Consider the following 24,616-nt stretch of genomic DNA (forward strand, 5'->3'; position numbering starts at 1 on the left):
CCTCCCGAGGATCTGCCACACTTACGTGGTACTTAAATACACTGGAGGCACCATGTCTGATTATTCATATTTCTGCGGTATCGACTTAGCTAAAAACCACTTTAGTCTTCATGCTGTTGACCAAAATGGTAAGGTCATTCTTCATAAATCAGTAACCCGCTCTAAACTACTGACTACCTTATCAAATATGCCACTCATGCGTATAGGTGTTGAAGCGTGTGGTGGTGCACATTATTGGGCACGAACACTCAATAAAATGGGACACGATACCCGTATTATGGCCGTTAAATATGTGATCCCATATCGAACTAAAGGTAAGAACGACCTGAATGACGCCGTCGCTATATGCGAAGTAGTCCAGCGCCCTTCAACTCGCTTCATACCCGTTAAATCACCAGAGCAACAAGCCATATTGTCTGTGCATAGGATGAGAGAGCATTGGGTTCGCGAGCGTACGGCGCTTATGAACCGCATGCGTGCCTTGCTTTCTGAGTTTGGGTTAGTCATACCGGTTCGTCGGTCTTCATTGATGAAGCACGTCCCGTTAATGCTAGAAGATGCAGAAAACGAACTGCCGTACCTTGCGAGAACAGTGATCGCTGATGCGTATCACCACCTGGACGAATTGAATCAACGTATTACCGATACAGAACAAATCTTCGAATCATTTGCTAAGGTCAGTGACAATGTTCAACGAGTAATGAAGGTTCGAGGCATTGGACCTCAAACCGCTACAGCGATACTCGCTTCAATAGGAAATGGATCTCAGTTTGACAAAAGCCGCGACTTCTCTGCTTGGTTAGGTTTGGTTCCGAAACAATATTCTACAGCTGGAAAACCTCGGTTAGGCCGGATCACTAAACACGGTGACAAATACTTAAGAACGCTATTAGTCCACGGCGCAAGAACTGTGATTGCCAACCTTGGCGATAAGCAAGATAGACTAAATCAATGGTGTAGAGGCGTTCTAGAACGGCGAGGAATGAATCGAGCGATCGTGGCTCTCGCGGCAAAAAACGCTCGAATAATATGGTCGCTTTTACACAATCAAACAGAGTATGAAAACTATGCAGCTTAAATAGCAGCCCAAGCAGCAAAAAGAGTTAACCCCACCGGGTCATTGCAGGCGCTAATGATGGAGATAGGTTAAGACCACTTGCGGAGAGCCTGTTAATGCGGCGGACACACTAGATGTCATCTAACGAATAAGGCACCGCAGTCGCGCAAAGTCATCAGGGCCACGACGTATGCGAACCGTCGATAAATAGGCCGAATGTAGAGCGGCAGTCCAAAACCCATCAACTTAAGTTTAGCGGATGTTTGACAGCCGGGGGAATCCATGTAGCCCTGTTAAGGTGTGAGCAACGCAGTACCGCTGCTTCCGTATACCACCTTAAACACTAAACACAACGCACAGTAAAAATGCCACACGTTGCGAATCACTCTTAAACAGTTTGTTATGTTTTTTCTTCCCACTCGCGTTCAATCAGTGCGTTGAACTCATCTGTATCAAAAAAGCCCGCCCTAACAGGAAAAGACTTTTGGTACTCAGTAAATAGTGCATAAAGCCAATCACGATATGCTTCGGTCACTGATAAAGCAAAATCCATACTTGGGAAATAATCTGCTTCTGTATCCATGTCAAAGTGAGCTATAAACTTGTCTCTGAGCCGCTTCATGTCTTCGTGATAAGATGACCACTCAGCTAAATCAGTTTCTAGTGATCCCAATATTGAATCACGACTAAATGGCTTTATTATGTTTTGTTTCCCTACCACTTGAGACCAGTGACAATCTTCGCCTCTAGACCCAAACACTTGATACCAAACAACTATAGCTTGTTTAAGAAGTGAGCTTTTCACAAACCTATCAGCAGAAGACTCAAGCCCGTCCATTTTACGAGCAAATTTTATACACCTTGATATCTCATTCAGTAGCATTGACTGAGTACCAAAGACTTTAAGGGTACTAACAGGGATTTCTTCCATCTGATTTCCTCGAAATTTTGCTCAAAAACATAACGTTTGTATAATTTGCCGGCAAGCCGGAGTGTTTTTGCGTAAAGTGGCGAAGCCATACGCAAAAAAACGCAGGGTTGATGGTCAAATTGATACACTTGTTAAGTGTGCACAAATTTAATACTTAGGTTCAGCAATTAGCAATCCCACGAAACGTGAAACAAAGGTAAGTATTGAAATTACCAACAGACTGAAAAATGGATCCCAATACCCACCAAAAGCCGTTGCAGCTAACGCTATGGGAACGACACCACCGCCCATAAACAGAATACCGATAACAACTGCCCAAACTCCCCATATTGTATATGCCAAAACAAAACCAAGCAGCCAGGCCACTAAACCAAATACGAATGAAGAAATATATATGCCCGTACCAGTATAGCCTCTTAGCGAGGAAAATAGAGAGAGCGGTAATAGAATAACAATATCAAGAGCTAGTAATACCCACCCAATAAGGATTAGAGGTTGCAATAGATTTTTAGATGCCCACGCAGCCCCCATGATAAAGATCAAGGGAAGCGATAAAACCGCAATAAAAATTGCTATTCCAAACGCAGAACTAGCTAAACTTTTTAATTTTTCCATGGTTCGTTGATCCTAGAAGACACTTAACGCCTTGCTCTAGCGAATCCCCTCATAATCCCTTGGGAATTCATATAAGTAGACGCACACCCCGTTGTTTGATCTAATTAATTTCGCCAAAAACAAATCCTATCAAACCTGCACGGAGGCAGTCGGGATGCGCGAAAATCAATGTTCTACACCAAATGCTTATTGAGCTGTGCCCCAATATTCACAAAAAACGCTTTAACTCTCTGATGGTTGCAACAACATCACTATTAGATGGCGATAAATTGTCTCTCACCGAGCTAGGGCGGAATATCACCAGCCGTACCTCACCCAAACACGGCATTAAACGCATGGACCGTTTGCTCGGTAATCATCATTTAAATAGCGAACGTTTAGCCATATATCAATGGCATGCTCGACAAATTTGCGGGGCTAATCCCATGCCTGTGGTCTTGGTCGATTGGGCGGATGTACGTAAGCAATTGCGGATGATGACCTTGCGAGCATCAGTCTCTATTAAAGGGCGCTCCATTACCTTGTATGAACGCACCTTCGAGTTCAAAGATTACAATGCACCTCGTAGTCATAATCAGTTCCTATCCGAACTAGCCAGTGTGTTACCAGTAGGCTGCACCCCATTGATAGTGACGGATGCGGGGTATCGCAATACCTGGTTTAGGGAAGTGGCCTCTTACGGCTGGTATTGGTTGGGTAGGCTACGTGGCGAGGTCTGTTATCAGCTCAATGACCAATGGGCGCTGACTAAAACGCTTTATGCTTCAGCGAATAATAAACCACGTTATATCGGCGCGGTGCAAATTGCCCGCAAGAAGCCCATGCCTTGTCACTTATACGGTTTAAATCTAACGATAAGCACCGTAAAGATAAACGCTCCCGCCGCTCAGGCAATAACCATTCAGCGAAGAAGCTATATCATCGCTCCGCTAAAGAACCTTGGGTTCTGGCCACAAACCTACCACCAGAACTGTTTACCGCTACGCAAGTGGTAAAAATGTATGCCAAACGGATGCAAATAGAAGAAACCTTCCGAGACTTAAAGAGCCCACAATATGGCTTTGGTTTGCGCCATAGCCGTTCACGATGTCCGCGCGATATGACGTACTACTGCTGATAGCAATGCTGGCAGACATCATTTTATGGTGGTTAGGGTTAGTGGCACAACAGGTTGGATGGCAACGACACTTTCAGGCCAATACCATCCGTAAACGGGCGGTTTTATCGGTAGTCAGGTTAGGAAAAGAAGTACGGCGAAGGCCAGAATATGTGATAACAGAACAGCGAATACGCTGGGCGATTAACGCGTTTCGCTGGTTAGCTCACTCTTCGGGGATCAAAGATTTATGAGGGGATCCTCCAGCGCCGCCATAAGCGGCGCAAAAAGGCTTGGCTAAAATTATCGATGAAGGAGAACAAGCCAATGTTCGTGAAGACAGATAAGTTAAAATATCGTAGCCATCTAAAAGTATGAGAGAGTCAGCTGTCGACGGACGATAAAGCTTACTCGGGAACTACTATTTTTTATGTTGTATCAACAAATGTGGAGGCTAAAGCTTGACCGTTTACCGCTGCATTGAAAGAGTCAAAGGTGGTGATTTAGTCAGGCTATGAACAATAACCTTTAATCACATAAACCGTTCGAAACCACTCGCTTTTTCTCACATAGAAAATATTAAAACTATCAATTAACATGGATTTCTATAATGAAAACTGTTAATTTTCAGTCACAAAAGTAACAGACAGTGATGTACCAGTATGACTTGGAAGTACACGGGCAAGACCTCCGCTTTTAAGCACCTTAAATTTGATGGCCGCACCAATTGCGCACTAGACTATGGCTTAGACCCTTCTTTATTTAAGCGAGGCGCCGTTTGTTTATATCAACAAGCAGTCGTTATGTTGGCCAGCCTTAATCGCTACGACCAACAGCAAGTGATGAAAGAAATCTACCACATTACTAAGAACCCCAAGTCGGCCAGTAGCGTAAAGCATTCTCGTAACCCTTTTACGTTCTTATATCGAAGCCGCTACCCTTTTAGAAACTACCACTACTTAATTAAGTACAAGCAAAGCACGGATGGCGAAGTGGTGATAGAAGACATTCTCTATGATTATCTTTTACATGGACGCAATCAATCGCAACGTAAAGGGTTTATCAAGCCAGCATGGCAACGGCCAATGCTGTATCACGTACGGAATACAAAATATCGCCCTTATGATAGCGCCAAAAGTGAAGGTGAAATTGATGAATTTGCCACTCATTGGGTAGTTGATGACGATGCTAGCCATCAAGTCAGCACTGCTCATGCCGCAGTAAACGGTATGCTCAATGACTTTGGAAAAGCTGCATGGTTAATGGGAGTACACAGCCAAGCCGCTTACCCTGCCGACAAAGTACAAGAATATACCTTAGTGCATAATCCTACTGACGGCGTACTGTTAGATTTAGTAGAGTGCGCCTTTGATAAACGCTTGGGTCGAAAATCTCACAATGCTCAACAGTTGGCAGCAGTGCTGCGTCAGTGTCAACAACAAGGTAAGGCGGTGAAGTGGACAGTACACAGCCAAGGCACCATTATATTTTGCGCTGCCCTTGAAGAGTTAATAAAGCGTGGCTGCCACTCCTTAAACAAGCAACAGGTCGCTATTCATGGCTCTGGTGCTAAGCTAGAGCGCGTTAAACGAACCGCGAGCAAATTGGGTATGCACATCAACAACGTACGCAACAACCCCTTTGATTTGGTTCCTAACCTTGCGGGGCGTGTAGATACGTCCGCCAGTGGTTTAAAACGTAGTATGCAGTTTTTAGGGTTAACCTTTGGAGAAAGTGCCGGGGCCAGTCCGCATTCTTTACCTTACTTAGGCATAGAAACCTACCGTACTCAACTACAAATACTCGGCAATACAAAGCACCTCTCCATCGTCGATAATTACATTATAAAGCATACAGGGACTAGCTAGTGGGATTGATTAAAAACCTTTACCAAGGCTACCGCTGGGGGCCAGATTTCAAGCAGGCGCAGCTATTATCATTTGTCATCGGTGAGCAAGTGCTACAGCTTAATTTACCAACAACTATCTACTCTGGTTTAGACCAGCCTCGCCAGCCTATTTACGCCATCAATGACCCCGACTGGTTTGCAAGTCATGTTACGCAACACCTTCAGCACTTTTATGTGCATTTAATAACGAAGATATGGTACTACGGCAATACCATCCCTTTACCCATCCCAAGTATCGATAACTCTGTAGGTAAATTGAGTTTTAAAGCTGCAATAAAGCAGCTGCCAGCCAATGAGACTTTTGATGCCTATGACTTAACGCACCTTGGGCAACTAGAGGCACACATTAGGGACTCACACTTTTGGGCAGAACCAGACGAGAAAAACGAGGATCTTCAGGGTTACAATGCCGAACTACAGCGAAAATGCATAAAGCGCTATCCTCGTAACAAATGTCAGTTTGAGTCACTAGAGGCCCATATCGAAGACACCATCAATGTACACGGCTACCCGTCTGTCAATCCAGAGGTTAAAGAAATCGCTGGAAGACGTTTTGCTTTTTATGTAGAGGGTCAGGGGAGAAGCCAGATAGACAGAGTTTACTGCCTGCCTATTCATAAGGAGTATTATCTATGGCTGCGTTTTCGTCATGATTTAGAAACGGCTTCAGGAAAAGTACGCCAAGCTGCATTGGTTGCTGAGGAGCGTATTTTATCTGAAATGAGCATTGGCGAATTACTGCCAGAACAACGTGATGTATTGGAAGGCTAGTAATCAAATAATGTCAGAAAAAAATGTTGTTTTTAACACTCAGCTAATAGTCTTATTTGGCCTACACATACTAGAATAGTCTTGAAACCGCCAATGTTCCTAAACCCTATTTAATGGTTACTAGACAACATCCTTCGCTGTGGTATTCAGTGCTACACTGTATTTATAACTGATTAATGGACAATTATCATTTTCAGAAAGTTGAACATTAGCAATTCATGAATAACTTGAGGTATGGCAAAGTAAAAAAGGCCGCTGTTTAAGCGGCCGTTACATCATGGTTGGGATGACTAATTAGAAACGCATCGCTAGAGCGGCAGCCACATTACGTGACGTCATCTCTACGTTGAATGCCGCTTCTTTTAAGGCTGTCGGTAAATCTGTCGCGCCCAAAACCACACTGAAGACGGCATCTAAGCCATGGTCATGCACCACTCGACAATCTTGCGCTGTGCTTCCCGCGATACCAATTACGGGCAGGTTGTACTGCTTCGCAGTGCGCGCCACACCGATCGGCGTTTTACCATGGATAGTTTGGCTATCAATGCGACCTTCACCTGTGATGACAAGGTCAGCATCTTTGAGGACTTCAGCCAGGTTAACCGCATCCATCACAATACTGATACCAGGACGAAGGCTTGCATCAAACAGCCCAAGTAGTGCTGCCCCTAAACCACCCGCAGCACCTGCGCCTGCTTGGTCTATGACCTCTTTGCCGTTGGTTTGACGAATGATGTTGGCATAGTGGGCTAAGTTGGCATCAAGTTGTTCAACCATTTCTGGCGTTGCCCCTTTCTGTGGACCAAACACGTGGGAAGCGCCTTTAGGGCCACAAAGAGGATTATCAACATCACAAGCAACTTCTAGGTGGATACTAGCAAGGCGTTCATCCAGACCTGATAGGTCAATGGAAGTCAGTTTAGACAGCTCACCACCGCCGTAACCAAGCTCAGCGCCGTTGCTATCAAGTAAACGAGCACCTAACGCTTGCGCCATACCAATACCGCCATCATTGGTCGCACTGCCACCAATACCCACGATAAGATGCTTCACACCAGCTTTTAGTGCCTCTTTAACTAGCTCGCCAGTGCCGTAAGTTGTGGTCAGCAACGGGTTACGCTTTTCTGGCTCAACAAGATGAAGACCCGATGCCGCAGCCATCTCAATAACCGCAGTTGAACCGTCACCCAGTAGGCCGTAAAAACCTTCTACGGCTTGACCTAACGGACCCGTTACCGTTGCCGTGACAATTCTGCCACCCGTCGCATCGACAAGAGATTGAACCGTGCCTTCACCACCATCAGCCATTGGCAATTTTACATATTCCGCATTTGGCAAAACTTCTTTAAAGCCATTTTCAATTGCTGTCGCGACTTCCATCGCAGTCTGGCTTTCTTTATACGAATCAGGAGCAATTACAATTTTCATTTTGAATCCTTAAACAAATAAACCAAATACGCCGAACATCATGGTAGAGACGAACGCAATCATTAGACCAACCGCAGACTCGTAAGGAATCAGCTTTAGACGCTCACGAATGTCCATGTGAACCGCACCACCCGTTGCATGGAAGAAGCTACCATGAGGCATGTGATCTAGAACCGTTGCACCTGAGTGAATCATGGCTGCGCCGGCGAGTGCTGGAACGCCAAGTTCTAAAATAGTGCCGCTAAACACGCTTGATGCCACCGCAGTACCTGCCGTTGTTGAAGCCGTGGCCAATGCCATCATTGCACCTGAAATTGGCGCAAGTAAGAACGAAGGCAAGCCAGAAGCAGTGAGTACATCAATCAAACCATCTTTCAGGCCAGAGTTAGCAACAATGCCCGCCAAAGTACCTGTACCTAGAAGCATGACTGCGACTGGTGCCATGCGGCTAAGGCCAGCAACTGCAAAATGGTTGGTATCCGCAAAGCGGCCCATCACTACAGCGCCGATAAGACCACCTAGCGGCAGAGCAATCAATGGGTCAACGTTAATGCCTGCAATTGGGCGTAAAGAGAGCAGTGCAATCGCCACAAGCGGAGCCACAATCGCAGCTTTGAATGCCGGCAGTCTTGAGTGGTCAACTTCAACCACTTCACACGCATCCACTTTGCTGCCTTTGTTAACCAGCTTTTTCGCAATAAAGTAAGCGAAGATCAAACCACATAAACCTGGGATAACACCTGCCGCCATAACCGAAGTCAGAGGTACGTTAAACGCATCCGCGGCAGCAATCGCATTCGGGTTTGGAGACATCACGTTACCCGCTTTACCACCGCCAACCATGGCAAGCAAAATAGCGGTTTTAGAGATATCAGCACGGCGAGCAATCGCAAGAGCAATTGGCGCAACAGTAATGACTGCAACGTCGACAAAAACGCCTACTGCGGTCAAAATCATGGTGGCGATCGCAAGGGCAAGCAGCGCTCGCGTTTCACCGACTTTTTTCACTATGGTTTCTGCAATCGATGTTGCAGCACCCGATTCAATCAGCACACCGGCTAAAACACCAGCAGCTAGAATACGTAGGACGGCTGTGACAATACCTTGAGCACCGCCTATCATTAGCGTCACGGTGTCTGTTAAAGAGACACCGCCGACGACACCACCGATTAAGGCACCGATGATCATGCCGTAAGCAGGCGGCACTTTTTTAAGTATGAGAGCAATCGCGACAACTAACGCCGTCAAGGCTCCAAGGGTAGAGACTTCTATCATTGTTGTTATTCCGATTATTTCTGTGGACTGACTGAAGAGTAAAACCAGTCCATGAATAATGCTTTATGCGAAACAACAAATTTATTGCAGCTACACTAGTGATTTTTTGTGCACACGCACAAATGAGTCACTCTTCTTACAAACATTTTAAGGCAAGATAGAGCTGAACCTTATGATCTAAGCTACTGAATTTTAAAGAGGTAAACTCTTCTATTTTGTCTAACCTGTAACGCAGCGTATTTCGGTGTACATGTAGTGCCGCACAAGTTTGAGCTAAGTCGCAATTTTGATCAAAAAACACTTTTAGGGTCTTAATCAACACACCTTTAGAATCTTGCTCTCGCAGTTTTTCAAGTGGTGATGTGATCTGTTCACGTCGCCATTCATCTTGCAGCAAACTATCAATCAACACTGAAAGTTTATGCTCTTGATAGAATAAAATCGGTTCTTTGTTCCCTTTCGCACACGCTAGAGTCGCTTTAGCGGTTTCATATGAGCGGGAGAGGCCAACCAACCCTGGAAAGTACTCACCTAACGCAACCACCACAGAAAAGTCGTTTTCTTCGGCAAGACGCTTGATCAATCGCTTTGCTCGCTTGCGCTCTTCGGTTTTATTCCATGTGTTATCCACTAAGGTGACGGGCTTTAACACCACCACCTCGTTGTTGGATACCGAGACAATACCAACAATGTTGTCGCGCTCTGGGTTCTCCAGTAGGTGAACTAACTTTTGCAAATGTTCCAGTGTTAGGGGCTGCCCCTGCTTAGGAATCACTTTAACGATTGCGGCTATACGAGGCTGAGCTAAGTCTAAATCTAGCCTTTCTGCAATAGATAACAGCTGATTTTCATTGAGTGTCGAGCCTTGTATCAATTGCAGTAATAGCTCTTCTCGGTGACGCTTGTTCCACTGAATTTGGGCCATTAATGCGGCCTGTTCGACAATCAATTCAGCGGTCATTTTCACCAACTCACCGTAGTTTCTGACTTCATCGGGCTCACCGGAAATTCCTACTACACCAATGACGCTCTCTTGGTAAAGAATCGGCAGATTGATGCCCTTTTTCACACCAATCAGTGTACTTGCAATCGTGTCGTTGATCTCGACAGTACGATTATCGTGAATGGCGAGAAGTGCCCCTTCATGAGTACGGTGTAAACGTGATGGGTCACTCGAACCGATGATGAGTCCATCTTCGCCCATAACGTTCACTGGAAACTGAATGATTTTTGTCGCTCGTTCTACAATCTGTCGTGCAATTAAGCTGTTTAGCTGCATTTCTTTAGGCTCAAGGAATCAGGCTGTCTATTAACCATGGCTAACATATCACAACTGAACCTTATTTTTTGCCCTAAAAGGTTTTAAGGGATATTTTGGGCACATGCTCAAGGCGATATGCTTTCGTGACGCATACAGAGCAAAATTAATCGTACCCAATTGAATCAAGAACAGCACTATGAAAACCATTTTTCATACTTTGTGATTTATGGGGGGCAGATTAGTTATATTTGGTCAAAATCTACTCACCTGTAAATGTGGATTTTTTGGCGAAGCTAATAATGGGGCAGTTGTGAGTTACGATACCAGCAGGCTGATTGTACAATCTAGTCGTGACTTAACAGCGAATGTGTAAGATTTAGTACAAGCTACTACACCTAGGGGTGTACAATTCTAGCTAGATAAATGAGAAATTATTTTCTGAGCGCTCACCTTACCAATGCCATTGATTTTAACCAAATCACTTTCAGTCATATTAGACAGCTCTTTAATAGTATAAATTCCTGAAGCCTCTAATGCCGAAGCTGCTTTTTTGTTCACGCCACTGACTAGCGTTAATCTGTTAGCTTTATCGAAATAAAACTCAATACGCTCTGATTCAGACACAAAGCGAGCCATTACATCCGCAATATTTTTTTCGCAATAATAAGCGAGAATTTTTCTTTCAATTTGTTTTTTGGATCCATTATTTCCAGAATACGCTAATGCTTTATCCATCTTATCTGTAATAGAAATATCAGATTCAAAAATACTCAAAAGCCCTACGGCATAATCGATATACTCGCCAGCGTTAACTTGACCAGCATCTGATGCAGTAGTGTTTCCCTCATCTAAAAAGTCAAAGCTACTATTTAGCTTTGGAACCCAAACGCCATCTTGAGGTGTGCCATATGCCGGAGGCATACCTTCTCCAACATAAACTTCTCCGTGTTTCTTTAATATCGCAATAGGTGTTCTTAGTTGACAGGTTGCAATAAATTCCATGCCTTCAACCACGTCAGCGTTTTGACTCGCCATATCCATATATTGCTGAGGTGCTTGCGTATTCTCTGCTTGATTTTGTTCAGGCTCACACAGACCCTTTTGCTTGGTGGTCTTCTTACCAAAAATAAAATCAAGTATACCCATTTCCTACCCAGTGCTTTTTCGATTGAGCTTACACCTTACATGCATAACAAAAACTGGGTCAAATGACTTTCTGCATATATGGGGCGGCAAGGAGATGCAACAAGTTTCGGGGCAGAAATGAGTTTGCCAGTATCACCCCTATCCGATCCTAATCAGCAAAGAAAACACAGTTCCTATAAGAACCATGCTTTCTTTCAGTTCACCCACATAATCTTAGATATTAACCATTACAATGGGTGTTACACCTTTAGGGATTCATAACAATCTTTAATGTTTCGATCAAACTATATCACCTCCGACATAAAGCACCTTTTCATAGTTGAATGGGTAAGAAGTCAGAAACGGTGCAGAAACTTGTGATAAGACACTCACTGGAAACAAACAGAAAAAGCCATATAGATATTTGATAATTTTTTGCCACAAATGTGACTCTTAGCAAAAGATGCACCTCATCCATCATCACCATAACCCTGTGAGTGTTAAGTAACTGCCAAAAATCACTATCAAGCGAAGACATAGATTGGTATGTGTAAGCGTTACCTACCGCACCGATTAAGCCGTCAAATCGTTTGTTTAAGCGTTTTGAAAAAGTAGCTCTAATGCCTTCATTCACTTCCGTTGATGGTGAAAAACACAGCACAAAGTCAATTTTACCAGCTTCTAGTAAATGGCGAGCCAACTCTGCCGCCATTACGGTTTTTCCTGCCCCTGGCGTGGCTAAGCACATAAAGGGATTTTGTTGGGTGTAGAGCTTTAGTGCGTGTTCAATGCATTCTGATTGCCATTGGCGTAGCGGCATCACAGTGATTTCAGCTCTGTTATTCCTGCTTCCAGTGCCTTTATTTTTCCTGTTAACGTAGAGCTGTGATTGCGTGCCGTCATATAGCGAGGATATAGCCTTGCTCTAGCTTGCGGTATTGAATCACATAAACGCTTAAACTCCTCAGCCTCTCCAATGCTACTTAGTAAGTTGACTTGATATTGATTCAAGGTTGACTGTAAAGCATCAAGTTGCGCTGAAGTTTTATGATTGAGCCCACTTTCTATAAGTGGCTGAACAGCTGATTTAGCCTCTTTTTGGGGCTTGCTAGGACTCAATAATTTGGAGCTAAACTTAGGGGTCTTTAGATAAACATGTTTTCCATCATCATGCTGTTTAGTCAGCAATTCATTGGCTATCAAACGGCGTAAAGTACGGTGGACCATTTGGCTCGCATTTTTGTTCGTTTCTTCTTTGTATACCTCTTGGTAGGCCGTTTTTAGCTGGCTAACTGTAAACTGCTGAAACTTCTCATCTATTAACGTTTTGTACAACACACTATCTATACGAACCATGGATAACTCACATCAACCAAATTACTTTTCTTGAAATACTTACTAAACGCTCAATGACCAACATCAGGGATTACAGCGTTCCTTTGTTTAAAAACGCATAGCTCTTGACAATCTGAAGCAAAAAGCTAAGGATTCCTTAGTATACCTTATGTTAGAAAACTAAGACAATCTTAGTTATCTTAGGATCATCAATGACATCACTTTGGCCGATAAAATTACAACTCCGCTACCACTTAGGCTTAAGCAGGCTAGAACCGCTATGGGTATCAGTCAAAAGGCGCTTGGCATTAAGCTCGGTATGGAACCAGGAACAGCTAGTGCTCGGATGAATCACTACGAGAAAGGGAAGCATACTCCTGATTACACAACCTTAAAGCGAATGGCCGACGAGCTAGGTGTGCCGGTGGCCTACTTCTTTTGTGAGTCAGAAAAAAGTGCTCAACTAGTATGTTTGCTCGAAGCACTCAGTGATGCAAAAAAAGACGTATTAATAGAGAATCTAAAAAAAGACTTGGATTCGACTTAAGTGGATTGTTCCGGACTCAATCTGTCACTTTACTTCGCAAGGTGCGATCTGTTCTGACTGGTTACACTTACTCATTTATGCCCCGAAGCAACTTTATAAACATAAAAATTCAATACTCCTGCATGAACCACATTGTCGTTACATGAGCTGTATTGGGGAAAATCCTCACTGTCTACGGCCACTAAAATTTGGGCCGAAAATGATAATTGGGGAAAAAGTGAGCTAGCCAAGTATGCTCAAGGGCTAGCTCAGCATCGAGTTGGCTACTCATTGAACATGTCTGCCTGAAACTCTGCCTTCTTGTTATGCAGGCCACGGTCTTCCAGCCAAGAGTAGAAACGACTTCGAGATACTTGTACCCCTTTGTCACTAAGCTTCCTTAAAATCTCAGCCTTTGACTTGTCAGAATCAAGCATATTCAATATGAACGCTGTATGCTCATCAAGCTTGGATTTAACCTTATGTCCCTTCTGGCGGCCAGATGGTAGTCCTTTGGCCTTGCGTTTGGCATGACCCGCTTTAGCTCGCTCAGAGCGTTTCTGAGCCTCTACTGCGCTGGTAAAGGACTGCCCAATAACGGTAAAAATGATTTCAGCGTTATCAACGTTTTCTGAGTTAATGATGGTGTCACTGTATGCCAAATGCAGTTCACCGTAGGAGGCTATCTGGCCGATAGCGCCGACCAACTCCATAACCTTGTGGCGACCCAGTCGAGTGATATCCGATACAATGATGCTTTGTTGTGAGGCGATGAGCGAAGATAACTTTCGCTCACGCAGCTCTGTCTTGGTGGCAGAAACATGTTCTTCGATCCAGTCCGATATTTGTATTCCACGTATAGCGGCGTACGCCTTGATAGCTTCTCTTTGCGATTCGCCATCGGCTCTTTGTGAATCTGATACTCGAATGTAGCCAATCATGCCTGCCCCCAAGTTGCCAAGTTAATTGAACATGAACGGTTATTTGCTGTTTAGGTAGTCCAGTACAACTTCATGGTGATCTTTGGTCTTAAACTTGTTAAACACATGCTCAAGTTTGCCAGACTCATCAATTAGGAAGCTTGTTCTTACAACGCCCATATTTTCACGGCCCATGAACTTCTTGAGTTGCCAAACACCGTACTTCTCACAAACTTCGTGTTCTTCATCAGCTAGTAGAGTGAAGTTAAGCTCTTGCTTGTTGATAAAGTTCGTCAGCTTTTTTGGGGCGTCAGGGCTAATACCAAGCACAACAACATTGTGAGTATCTAGTTCAGCTTTAGTATCACGCAGACCTTGAGCCTGAACGGTACATCCGGGTGTTGAAGCTCGTGGGTAGAAGTACAGCAGCACCTTCTTTCCTTGAAGCTCAGATAGCGTCACAGGGTTATTGTCTTGGTCAATCAGGGTAAAATCTGGTGCAGTTTGTCCAGCTTCTATTGCCATCGGTCTAATCCTTACTTTCTCAATTAGTGGTGTGTGGCGTAGCGTTATTCGCTACGTCCTTTTTAGAGCATTTTTATTACGTTAGAGTGTACATTTTTATCGATAACCCAGTGTCCTGTCTAGTGATTACTCCAAGCAGGACAAGCTTGAATGGCAGTGCTAACTACTTTGGTTTTCTAAATTGGTGTGCAACCACATTGTCTAAACGAGTCGAGACGATTTTATCCATAGCTTTTTCTCGCTGACTCTCATGCAGAATATCCATAAGCTCTTGAACTACTTTTACATGAATGGCTGCTTGAGTAGCCAATGCCTCCTTATGGCCTTGAGCCTCGTCGTAATATTCTTTTTTCTTCTTATTGGCTTGCGTTCGTTCACCTTTGAGCGCCTTTATTTCTTTTTGAAGCACCGCAATAGGGGAATCTGTATTCTCATCTTGAGCAACTTGTACTTCTAATGATTTGTTTTTTATCATCAGAACGACATCGTTGTGCCTTCTGAGTGCGCCAGCAGAAAGCCCAGCTTCTTTTTCAACACTACTGTTGTTGATTTTGAGTTTGCCTTTTCGCGCTTTATTACGCAGCTCTCTCGATGTTAACTTTGCTACATCACCGCTCAGCAGCCTTTCTAATGCGTCAATTAGCTTCTTTTTTGTTGTCTGTGACATTATGAAACAACTCCAAATGGGATGAGTAACTCCCTAACTTCATTAGGAAAAACGACAGGCTCATAGTCGATACCTAAATCACCCATAATTCGTTCAGCCGCTTGAATTTTAATGTAAGATTCAGAGGCAGTTTGAGGGGTGAGTTCATTATTCTCAATATCATAAAGCATGTGAATTTCAGCTTCTTTACGTTTTGCTTCAGCAAATACGGCATCCACGATGTAGTCATTCTTGCAATCTACGCATTCAATGAGGTTGACAAGCGTTCTTAAGCCACAAGTGGTCGAAGTGCAATATATCCCTGGTGCAACCGCATGAAGGTGTCGTTTTTTATTTCGAATTTGCTTTTTCCAGAAATTAAGAGAAAGCATGTCATTATCCACCTTGTCTGTGAATAAGTTACGGTCTGTTTTGGTCATATTTTTAGCAAACTCTTTGCCTTTACCGCCTGCAACTCTTTCCTTGTTTGCCAATTTCGCATAGATACTCAAATAGACATGAGCTTTTTGGTTGATTCGTTCTTCATCAATTTCGTTCGCAAGTGTCTTTTTCTTGCGCCTGATTTTTTGAAACTTACTAGCATTTTTAGCGTAATGCCGTGTCATTGCCATAGACACATGACTGAACTGTTGTTTGAGTTGTGGGAAGTTACAAAGCTCGTAACCAATTAAGTAGTAAGCAAAAGAGCGGCGAAGTTGGTGTGGCGTAAATTCGTAATTGCTACCCAATTCAAACGATAAATTGGGGTCAGATACTTTTAGGTCAATTAGGTCTTCATTGGTTAGTGCAATCTCTTCACCCATCGCGTCGGTGAACCAACCGTGAGAGTGTTTTCCTATTGAAGATATGCCTAACTCACTGAAACCCCCTCTTGTTTTATGGAAGAAGGATTGTGATCTAGGGTGTCTCTTTCTAAGTGGCGTATGCAGCGCTTGAAGGACTTCATAAGCTTTCATACCAATTTCAGTTGTAACAAACTCTTCTTGTATTGATTGAGAGCCTTTGGCTGTCTTTGATAGGTTGGCATGGATAACGTAAATATTCTGGCGGTCGATTATGTCATCCGCACAGCCTTTAGCGGTGTTCAGATTATACACCTCATCGCCTCTCATTCCTGTTCGAGCCATTAATCCCCATAGGCAGGCACCGTTAAGCTTTTTAAAAAGCATTTGAGCCTGCGTTAGATTGGTGACTGTCCACAGCCCAATCGTTAGCTTGCGATCTGAATGGAATTTATCTAAATGAGCACTAACTATCTCTGGTTTATGAAGGTGTACGAGAGCCAGTGTCTCTTCTTCAATTGGGGAGTGAAGTGCTGTGAAGGCTTGTTGAAAAGCAATGGTGCGTTTTTTAGTTTCTTCACCTGTCTTACCTAAGTACCATGTAATACCACAGTTTCCTTTTCTAGCGTCATCACTGACCAGATACCGAGCATAACCAACATTGGCTCTTTCATGGTAAGTTGCAATGTAATCTGCTAGTTGCCCTAGTTCATGACGAAGAGAGTAAGCTTCATTGATCACCTCTTCCGACTTTTGAAGCCCCGTATAGTAGAGTCTTTGTGGAATGACGGTATGTTGTTTAGCTTCTCTAAGGGTTAAGCCAAAATCAGAGGCGTAAAGTTTTTTATTAAGGTTAACCTCAAATGGCAAGCCTTTGGCTTCTAAATAAAGGCGATTTAACCCGTTGTAAATATTCGCTCTTTCAAAGTCGATATCGGTAAAGCCTGTCAGCACCCAGGCTTCGAGTTTGTCAAAGTTCAACGCAGACAGCGTGTTAAGTCCTTCATTTAAAAGCGGGTTGATGATTTTTTTAGGCTAGTTAGCGAGTTATAAAGAGTGCCAAAGGAATGATCATGAGGTGAAAGCCACATCATTTTAAGTAAGAGAGTTTTAAACTCATTCTTTAAGTTTCGCTCAATCACTTTATCATCGTTCGTTAAATCTAGGGTATGGGTTTTCTTTACTTGCGGCTCAATATAAGGGTGTAGGTTTCTCCAAGCCTCATCATCGCCAATTTTTCCTAATGATTTACCAGTCACCGTAAAGCCTATATCAAGACCTTCGAGTTCATCCCAATCGCCGCGTTCAATCGCTGGCTTTAATACATCTATTAAGTAATTTGTATGAGCACCAACGTTTTGTTGCGCTTTAAGAAGCTTGTTTTGGAGCTCTAGGTCAGAGAGTTTTATCATGTGAGCCTTCGTAACTATAGGGATAAAATTGCATGGTCGATGGATACTCTTGGGTGACGACCTTGAGTATTAAATTTTTTCATCGCTTCATCGAATACATCGTCACTTACCCCATCTAGCGTATACTCAAACTGCTCGATTTTTTTTAGAACATCTCCTTTCGAATCAGGGAACATGTCAACCCCCTCCTTAAGAACATCGATGAATGAAATAAGTTTATAAACGGCGTCAACTTCATCTACCGCTTTGGCAGATTGGCATTTGTGACACATATCAAACTCGGCGCAAGGTAAGTCTAAACCTATCGCATAGTTGGTTTCACGTTGTGTATTATTACCATCCATAATGACTTGTTTCCCATCGCAAGCTATTCCGTTGGGGTTAGTTTTACGCTTTTTCTCACCTTCCTCGTATGTCAGCACCGGAATACCGCGCCTTTTAGCCACAGTGTCTTTTGCTTGTTTTAAATTATTGTTAAAGAGATTTTCGATGACTTCGACACCTTGAGATAGAATGACTTTATTAAGTGATGAAAGCCCGTTTATGTAACTTCTCTCTATTGTTTCTCGCTTGTTTTGGAGCAAGCTTTGAACGGCTTGAATGCCTCCTTTGGTAAAGGCTTGGTTGCTGTTCATTTCTCGCCAGCGACTTGATGAAAGAGAGAGATAGTAATGGTTGGATTCAACAGACCATTTCTTCATGAGGCTTGCTGAAATAGGGCTAATGCCTTCCCAACCAGAAGGAACATCAGATTTAGTTCTAGCTAAAAGCAGCCGTTCGTATTTTTTAGGCTGTTTGTCTGCTTTTTCTTTTGCATATAGTTCTATATCTTTGATAAGTGTTAAATCAGAAGCAGGGGCTTTGAAGCATCCCACGTCACCATTTCTATAGTAAAAAGAAACGATAACATTGCCATCGGTATCACTTTCGGAGTAGGTGAGCGGAAGTGAAATCCCTTTAAGCGGCAGGTCTGTGTAACAAGATAAAATGCAGTAGGCACTGTTGGTTGCCCCTTGTGTTGCCTTGGCTTTGGAGAGCGTTTGTATTTCTTTATAAGCAACCGTGCGACCTAAATTATTCACGACCTTCTTTAACGTGATGGCTTGTTGATTTCGGTAGGCGTAAAACAGCTCTTTAAACCAAGGTAGGCTACCAACCCGATAGGGCGATAGCAGGTGCAGTTGGCTAACGAGATGTTTATTTAGTTCTCCCAAATTAAAATGATCATCGGCTACATCGTGATTATTAAGGGTAAAAATTAACTCAGAACCATCTTCACCACTGCCGTATAGCTTGGATAAGCGCTCTAATAACTTTATGAGCTTCACGCCATCGCGTTTATCAACGTCAAACGGCTCACCCACCAACAGAGCATCGACACCACTACTGGAGCGAGGCTTATAGCTTGAAATCTTGACTACTTGCAGACTCTTATCTCGTGCTCCTGTTTTAACGTCAATTGGGTGGGCGATTTGACGAATGTTGCTGTCGTTCAGTGAGGTAAAAAAGCACATTAAGTGATAGGCGGCACCCATCGTAAGGTTAAAGGCCGCGCCAGCATTTACAGCAATGCCCCTTTTGTTTGGTATCCCAGCTCGTGCTTCTAATGATGTCGGAATTTGGATTGTTTCCTCATGCAAGCCAAGGCTTATGATAAAAGGCATGGTTTCTGGTAGAGGGGTATTGTTTTCTTTAGCGGCAATGAGCTGTGGCGCAAGAGTGAAAAATAATACCTCTAATCGTGTGACCAGAAGCTTTTCTTCCTCATCTGAGTACCCTTTGAACGGCGTTTGTTCTCCTCCAAATGCTCGGTGATTCCTAGCCCAATCGGAAACAGGTAAGCCGCACCATTCAAGCGCAGTGCGAAGGGATGAAAGTAGTCCTACAACACTCGATTCTTTAATGCCTAACTCATCCCCATGATTGTATTCCCATAGGCGTTTTGAAGGGTTAAGCATCTTGATACGATGCCTTAACTCACCATCGTTGCCAGCATACTTCAAATAACCACTTTCGGTGAATGGGTCAACATTCAGCGCATCACAAAAAACGAGGTAGGCGCGGAAGTTCTCGTAGCATGTTGTGACGGTTCGTGCTGACTTGCCATTGCTGACATATTGATGAGCTTTTTTGCAAAAAGACCTGATAAATAAGGTTCGGCTACTTATATTTTCGTTTTCTTTGTTAGCCCCAAAATGCAATAGATGAGAAACATCGAATTGCTTTACTTGAGTTAAAATACGCTGTTTATAAGGAATATTAAGATTCAGAGGAATAACATTTTGGTTGTTCCGCACATGCTTGACGGCTTTGGACTGTTTTGCGATTTTACTTTTCGCCATTACGACCAACCTCTGTTTATTTTGCGGTTTTTGGCTTTAGCCGTGTTGATTTGGTCGTCCAGCTTATTCATGTACTGAATGTACTTTTCAGTGGTCGATGTACTGGCGTGTCCCATCAATTCTGCTAAGTCACCCATAAGGTAGTCATAGCTAACATTTCGCCCTTTTGATTCCTCCCAAAGCCAGTGAGTAGCAAAGGTAGAACGTAAATCATGAATTCGGTAATACCAAGAAGAGTCCACTTCGCGAATCTGCTTTCTAAGGTTTGAAAAGTGCGTTTCTAATGTATTGGCTGAGTAAGGCACACCTTTGTTTGAGAGAAATAGGTACTCAACGGTATCCATTTCGCTGCCTGCCTGAATAAGCTCATTGCGCTTTTTTAGGTTTTTAAATTGCGCGTGACTTTCTTTGTGTATCTCTAGCTCTTCGTACAATTCAATTGGGATTTCTACGGTGCGAGGTTTACTGCCTTTTGTACGATTAATTTTGACTGGCACAGCATCTAAATCACTGTAGTCAGCGTTTCCGATGTCGTGAGCGGGGAAGTGAATAGCTTCATCTATTCGAAGCCCTGCTTCGACACATAACTGAAATATGAGTTTTGTCGTCTTTGGGAGTGACTTTATATGCTCATTAAATAAGGCTTTATGCTCCGGGTGCATGGGCTTGAGTTTTTTGTGAGCAGGCGTATTTTGTTTTTTAGGAAACATCTTCATGATGTTGGAAGTTTCATAAGTACGCTGAGAGCCAGATTTTGTGTGAGCCAGCATATCGTGTTGGTTTAACTCTTGATGCACTGTTTCTACTGTGTAATGAGTAACGATATTCTCATCGTTATTTTTGATGTAGCCGTATTTCTGCATCCACTTATAAAATCCAATCACGACACCCATATAGGTTCGAGCAGTAGATAAACTAAAAGCTTCATTGCCATTAGCCCCTTCAATATTATTGCAGTTAGCAAGCAGGAACTCAGAAAATCGCCAGGGAGCACCTTCTTCTTCGTACTTCGATAGGGTTTTATACGTTAGGTGTTCACATGGTATTTCATGACCATCTTCATCAACTTGAGAGTGGTGAGTCGAATCCAAATAACGAGTGAAAACTAGTAAACCTTTTGCGATTGAACCTGTGTCTTTTACAGCCGCTTCACCACGCAATTTAGATACTAGGTAAAGAGACTGTGGATAAACCACTCTACCGTCAGGGGCAACGATGATATCGGTTTTCTTTAAGCGTGATTTTAGATTGGAACGAGATAGGTCGGGAGAGTATGTCACTTCCCCTGATTCAGTATCGGTATTTGTAGAGATTCTTAGCTTTGCTAATGTATCGACTTCGACAGAAAGAAGTCGGTAGTCATCATAAATATCAGAACATTTTTCTTTGTACGTTTCTATCACAAAGCAATCCTCGATATGCTACCCACATATCAAAGATAGATTTGTCATAAAAATACATCAAGGTTTTCTGTCATTCTTTTTTTCTAAGGTTAAACTTCTTCAAACCCCAAACTCCGAATTGGTCGGCAACTGCATGATCTTCGTCAGACAGTAAATCAAAGTTAAGATGATGTTTTTCTATAAATTTAGGTAGGCGTTTTACTGGGTCTGGGCTTACCCCAAATACTACAGTGTTTGCATCTTTGAGCTGATCAATGCTGTCACGCAAGCCACAAGCTTGGGTGGTACAACCCGGTGTTAAGGCTTTAGGGTAAAAATACACCAATACTTTTTTACCTGCGTAGTCGCTAAGTTTAATGCGTTTTTCATCTTGGTTTGGCAAATCAAATTGCGGAGCTGCAGCTCCGGCCGTCAATGTGTTCATTAAAGGTGTCCTTTATAGTGGTACTTAATTTGACAAAATTTGTAAATCGAACTGCTCGCTGCCTAACTCTTGGCATAGGTGTGCAAACGCCTGTTCAATTTGTTCTGGTTGATGGGTTTGGTTTAGCTTCACGTCAAATTCAGCGTGTAACATCTCAATATTATTTTTGGTGAACAGGTTCGATTTTAAGCTCACCATATTCATTTGATGATCGCTGATAAATTGGGTCACTTTGCTAATCACCCCGGTTGCATCAGGCAAAGTTAATTGCAAAACGGCGGCATGTGAGTAATCGAACAATTCGTGGCGTGAGGTTTTTTTCATTACCGTTAGCAGTTGCAGTTCTTGCGCGGTTGCGGGTAATCGAGTCTCTATTTGAATAATGGCATTATGAGTACCTGCCACTAGCATGATTAAGGTAAACTCAGAACCAAAGAGTGCCATTCGGCTATCTACAATGTTACAGCCGCAGCTAGAAACCAGTTGAGTTAATTGATTGACGATGCCTGGCCGATTACTGCCAACAGCGGTGACCACAAGATGTTGACTCATATTCCATTTTACATATTTAGCTAGATTTAGTGTGTCAGGATACTTGCTTAAAGCTGGGAATTCTAGCGCATATAAATTTAGCAGAAAGTAAAAGGTGAGTTTGTATCAAGCCCTGAATGTTTTCGCCTTGTGTTTATGAAAGTGGCTAAGTAGTATAGCGCCCTTACTCTGGATTGTTTTCGTATGACGAAATCGCTTACCAGTAAATATTTTTGTTTGTAGATGTAGTGGGATATGCAACTAGTTTCTTTTCCAACGATGAAAGTCGTGTTTTTTGGCAGCCTAGTAGCGACTCTGGCAGCATGCTCTAGTAGCGGTGAGAAACACCGTCAGGCTGAGCGAGGCTTTGAGTATTTAGAAGCTACTCAAGTAGAGCCTTTAGTGATCCCAGACGGGGTAACACCACCTGAGCAAAGTAGTGAATTTGTTATTCCAACACCGCAAGCTAAAGAGGAAGTTTTAGTCGGGTCGGCGGTGGATGTTCGCGCACCTGTGCAAATTATACCGCTCATCGCGGGAAGCCGTATCGAAAATACCGAAGACGGTCTGATTTTTTGGTTTGATATTCTACAAGCCCAAACCGCTACCGAAACAACTGCTACGATGATGCAAACCATTAGTGACTATATTGCCTATCGTAACTCTTCTATCGCTCGCCGTGATGACCAGCAAGCTATAATCGAATCAAATTGGTTAGTTGATGCCGAAACAGTAGAAGGCAGTTGGTGGTTTTTCTCTAGCGATACGGTAATGGAGCAACGCCAAAAATTTACCTATCAGCTAGATGTTAAACCTCATGGTCGAACCGCGGGTCTAAAAGTAAGCTTTATCGACGGTGAGATTTATCGCGATGGTGGAGACTTAGCGATTGATTTAGATGAGTTCGACAAGCAGCGCCTTGCAGTGGTAGAGCTTAATCGCTTAATTGGTTATATAAGTGACCGACGTGAAGAGCTAGAAGAACAGCTTGCGGCGCAACGTGAAGAAGCGCGCTTGGCGGCTATGAGTGAAGCCGAGAAAGAGCAACTTTACGATGAGACGGTTAACTTAGTGTTAGTAAACGACAGCGGTGCTGCTTACTACAAAGCGCGAGCTAACATGGAAAAAACCATGAAGCGTTTGCGTTTAGTATTGCCTCTAGCGGGTTTCACTATTACCGATTACATTGCTAACTCTGGCAGCTTGTACTTAACCTACGAGCGTCCACCGGAGCAAGTTCTTGAAAACTATGGCTTAAGCACCATGGAGTTTGAAGAAAAAGACTACATCTTTACGGTGGGGTCAAATGGCAATGTTACTCAAATTACCTTAAGTGATAATGAAGGTGTTGTACTTAAGCCAAGTGAAGTAAAAGCGCTGTATCCGTACTTAGCCATTCTGATGAAGATGGGCTTAGATACAAGCGATAGCTTGTCTCGATAATACTTGCTCGCATTTAGCTAGATTTATAAGGCCTCTTTATGAGGCCTTTTTTATTAGCCTTTTATGTTTTTTCTTGCGCCTTTGCCCTTTAAGCAATTGACTATTACAGTGTGAGAAGTCATTTGTTTTTAGTTGAGAGTTCTTCTCTAGCTTAAAGCGGGCTTGTCTACTCACTCTTGGCTAAACTTATTTTGGCTTGTATTCGTATTAAATAAGTAACTGATAGACTAAAAGGAAGATGTTATGAGATTTATACTAATTATTGGTGCTGTATTTGTTCTAAGCGCATGCAGTAGCCAAAATGTCGATACAGCTGAAAATAGCTCTACAGCAGTTGAACCCAGTCATTCTAGTGTGGAAAGTGTAGGCGCTAATTCTACAGAAACAACTGCTACCACTGTTGCTGGGGAAGCAAGTAATTCTAGTGTAGATACTATTGGCGCAAATGAAGCGACAAGCGAAACGACTACGCCGATCATTGATCCAGAGGTAGACGCAATGTTTGGGCAGCTAATTCGACAGTCTATCGCGAACGGAAATGAACAACAGGCCTTAAAGCTTTTAGAAGATGCCGAGCAAGCCGGTTCACTCAAGGCCAGAGATGTTTATTTGCAGGCTTTAGAAAAGCAAAAGGAACAGCAGCAGTAAAGCTTGGGGAGTTTATGATTAATGGGCGATTTAACGTTGCTCTGAGTCGTGCGACTTTTTTGATTTAGGCAGTTTTGTCTTGATGTTAAATCGGTCCATGTGCCTGAGCAGCATCAGATTGCCAAGGATAAAACCCAGTACCAGAGCAATGATAAGAATAACGTATCCGATAGCCATGGTAAGTCTCCAA

At 43.2% G+C, this 24,616-nt stretch carries 23 protein-coding genes and 2 pseudogenes; 7 read left to right on the forward strand and 18 right to left on the reverse strand.

Annotated features, from left to right (window positions below):
• The first annotated feature begins 52 nt into the window (after positions 1–52).
• Entirely contained in the window at positions 53–1,078 is a 1,026-nt protein-coding gene (locus LQZ07_RS08240) for an IS110 family transposase (protein ID WP_152779700.1), read from the forward strand.
• Between the two features lie 379 nt (positions 1,079–1,457).
• Here LQZ07_RS08240 and LQZ07_RS08250 read toward each other — a convergent pair whose 3' ends face one another.
• Entirely contained in the window at positions 1,458–1,988 is a 531-nt protein-coding gene (locus tag LQZ07_RS08250; protein WP_152779698.1) for a hypothetical protein, read from the reverse strand.
• A 147-nt stretch (positions 1,989–2,135) separates the two neighbouring features.
• The gene (locus tag LQZ07_RS08255; RefSeq protein WP_152779696.1) at positions 2,136–2,603 is read right to left on the reverse strand and encodes a hypothetical protein; all 468 of its coding nucleotides are present in this window, start codon (positions 2,601–2,603) and stop codon (positions 2,136–2,138) included.
• Between the two features lie 182 nt (positions 2,604–2,785).
• Here LQZ07_RS08255 and LQZ07_RS08260 point away from each other — a divergent pair.
• The 3 genes and pseudogenes from LQZ07_RS08260 (at position 2,786) to LQZ07_RS08270 (ending at position 6,379) form a co-directional block, all read left to right on the forward strand.
• Positions 2,786–3,953, forward strand: a pseudogene (locus tag LQZ07_RS08260) (IS4 family transposase).
• A gap of 408 nt (positions 3,954–4,361) precedes the next feature.
• Positions 4,362–5,567, forward strand: a complete 1,206-nt coding sequence (locus tag LQZ07_RS08265) for a hypothetical protein (protein ID WP_152779694.1) — start codon at positions 4,362–4,364, stop codon at positions 5,565–5,567.
• On the forward strand, positions 5,567–6,379 hold the full coding sequence (locus LQZ07_RS08270) for a hypothetical protein (protein WP_152779692.1): 813 nt from the start codon (positions 5,567–5,569) through the stop codon (positions 6,377–6,379). Before LQZ07_RS08265 ends, LQZ07_RS08270 begins: the two co-directional genes overlap by 1 nt.
• 294 nt (positions 6,380–6,673) lie before the next feature.
• Here LQZ07_RS08270 and LQZ07_RS08275 read toward each other — a convergent pair whose 3' ends face one another.
• The 6 genes from LQZ07_RS08275 to LQZ07_RS08300 form a co-directional block, all read right to left on the reverse strand.
• Entirely contained in the window at positions 6,674–7,807 is a 1,134-nt protein-coding gene (locus tag LQZ07_RS08275; RefSeq protein WP_152779690.1) for a glycerate kinase, read from the reverse strand.
• A gap of 9 nt (positions 7,808–7,816) precedes the next feature.
• Positions 7,817–9,082, reverse strand: coding sequence for a GntP family permease (locus tag LQZ07_RS08280; RefSeq protein ID WP_152779688.1), 1,266 nt, complete (start codon positions 9,080–9,082; stop codon positions 7,817–7,819).
• Positions 9,083–9,218: 136 nt separating this feature from the next.
• Positions 9,219–10,361 (reverse strand): sugar diacid recognition domain-containing protein, encoded by a 1,143-nt coding sequence (locus LQZ07_RS08285; RefSeq protein WP_152779686.1) that lies wholly within the window; start codon positions 10,359–10,361, stop codon positions 9,219–9,221.
• Between the two features lie 393 nt (positions 10,362–10,754).
• Positions 10,755–11,489, reverse strand: a complete 735-nt coding sequence (locus LQZ07_RS08290; RefSeq protein ID WP_152779684.1) for a helix-hairpin-helix domain-containing protein — start codon at positions 11,487–11,489, stop codon at positions 10,755–10,757.
• Between the two features lie 313 nt (positions 11,490–11,802).
• On the reverse strand, positions 11,803–12,288 hold the full coding sequence (locus tag LQZ07_RS08295; protein ID WP_152780747.1) for a DEAD/DEAH box helicase: 486 nt from the start codon (positions 12,286–12,288) through the stop codon (positions 11,803–11,805).
• A complete protein-coding gene (locus LQZ07_RS08300; protein ID WP_152779682.1) occupies positions 12,288–12,824 on the reverse strand; it encodes a hypothetical protein in 537 nt (178 codons plus the stop codon). The genes LQZ07_RS08295 and LQZ07_RS08300 overlap by 1 nt, the downstream gene beginning before the upstream one ends.
• Positions 12,825–13,083: 259 nt before the next feature.
• Between LQZ07_RS08300 and LQZ07_RS08305 the strand changes: the two genes are divergently transcribed.
• Positions 13,084–13,350: a helix-turn-helix domain-containing protein gene (locus LQZ07_RS08305; RefSeq protein WP_249483598.1), complete on the forward strand. Its 267-nt coding sequence runs from the start codon at positions 13,084–13,086 to the stop codon at positions 13,348–13,350.
• Between the two features lie 263 nt (positions 13,351–13,613).
• Here the strand turns inward: LQZ07_RS08305 and LQZ07_RS08310 are convergent, their stop codons facing one another.
• From LQZ07_RS08310 to LQZ07_RS08350, 9 genes and pseudogenes are all read right to left on the reverse strand, one after another.
• Entirely contained in the window at positions 13,614–14,270 is a 657-nt protein-coding gene (locus tag LQZ07_RS08310) for a recombinase family protein (protein WP_152779678.1), read from the reverse strand.
• 39 nt (positions 14,271–14,309) lie between these two features.
• Entirely contained in the window at positions 14,310–14,774 is a 465-nt protein-coding gene (bcp, locus tag LQZ07_RS08315; protein ID WP_152779676.1) for a thioredoxin-dependent thiol peroxidase, read from the reverse strand.
• A gap of 163 nt (positions 14,775–14,937) precedes the next feature.
• A complete protein-coding gene (locus LQZ07_RS08320; RefSeq protein ID WP_152779674.1) occupies positions 14,938–15,441 on the reverse strand; it encodes a bacterioferritin comigratory protein in 504 nt (167 codons plus the stop codon).
• Positions 15,441–17,204, reverse strand: a complete 1,764-nt coding sequence (locus tag LQZ07_RS08325) for a tyrosine-type recombinase/integrase (protein ID WP_227981095.1) — start codon at positions 17,202–17,204, stop codon at positions 15,441–15,443. The genes LQZ07_RS08320 and LQZ07_RS08325 overlap by 1 nt, the downstream gene beginning before the upstream one ends.
• 26 nt (positions 17,205–17,230) lie before the next feature.
• Positions 17,231–17,635, reverse strand: coding sequence for a hypothetical protein (locus tag LQZ07_RS08330; protein WP_227981093.1), 405 nt, complete (start codon positions 17,633–17,635; stop codon positions 17,231–17,233).
• 14 nt (positions 17,636–17,649) lie between these two features.
• Positions 17,650–19,977 carry a hypothetical protein gene (locus LQZ07_RS08335; RefSeq protein WP_152779672.1) on the reverse strand — a complete coding sequence of 776 codons (2,328 nt, stop codon included), beginning with the start codon at positions 19,975–19,977 and terminating at the stop codon, positions 17,650–17,652.
• On the reverse strand, positions 19,977–21,380 hold the full coding sequence (locus LQZ07_RS08340; RefSeq protein WP_249483600.1) for a tyrosine-type recombinase/integrase: 1,404 nt from the start codon (positions 21,378–21,380) through the stop codon (positions 19,977–19,979). The genes LQZ07_RS08335 and LQZ07_RS08340 overlap by 1 nt, the downstream gene beginning before the upstream one ends.
• Before the next feature lie 91 nt (positions 21,381–21,471).
• Positions 21,472–21,804: pseudogene (gene bcp / locus LQZ07_RS08345) on the reverse strand (thioredoxin-dependent thiol peroxidase); the annotation flags it as partial.
• Positions 21,805–21,828: 24 nt separating this feature from the next.
• Complete coding sequence (locus LQZ07_RS08350) at positions 21,829–22,356, reverse strand: glycine cleavage system protein R (RefSeq protein ID WP_152779670.1); 528 nt, start codon at positions 22,354–22,356, stop codon at positions 21,829–21,831.
• A 234-nt stretch (positions 22,357–22,590) separates the two neighbouring features.
• Between LQZ07_RS08350 and bamC the strand changes: the two genes are divergently transcribed.
• Entirely contained in the window at positions 22,591–23,778 is a 1,188-nt protein-coding gene (bamC, locus tag LQZ07_RS08355) for an outer membrane protein assembly factor BamC (protein ID WP_152779667.1), read from the forward strand.
• Between the two features lie 243 nt (positions 23,779–24,021).
• Positions 24,022–24,426, forward strand: a complete 405-nt coding sequence (locus LQZ07_RS08360; protein WP_152779666.1) for a hypothetical protein — start codon at positions 24,022–24,024, stop codon at positions 24,424–24,426.
• Positions 24,427–24,456: 30 nt separating this feature from the next.
• On the opposite strand, the gene LQZ07_RS24570 is transcribed toward LQZ07_RS08360, so the two are convergent.
• Positions 24,457–24,603, reverse strand: coding sequence for a DUF2897 family protein (locus LQZ07_RS24570; RefSeq protein WP_152779664.1), 147 nt, complete (start codon positions 24,601–24,603; stop codon positions 24,457–24,459).
• Between the last annotated feature and the right edge of the window lie 13 nt (positions 24,604–24,616).

It is taken from the genome of Agarivorans sp. B2Z047 (assembly GCF_023373605.1).
In the GTDB taxonomy this organism is placed as follows: Bacteria; Pseudomonadota; Gammaproteobacteria; order Enterobacterales; family Celerinatantimonadaceae; genus Agarivorans; species Agarivorans albus.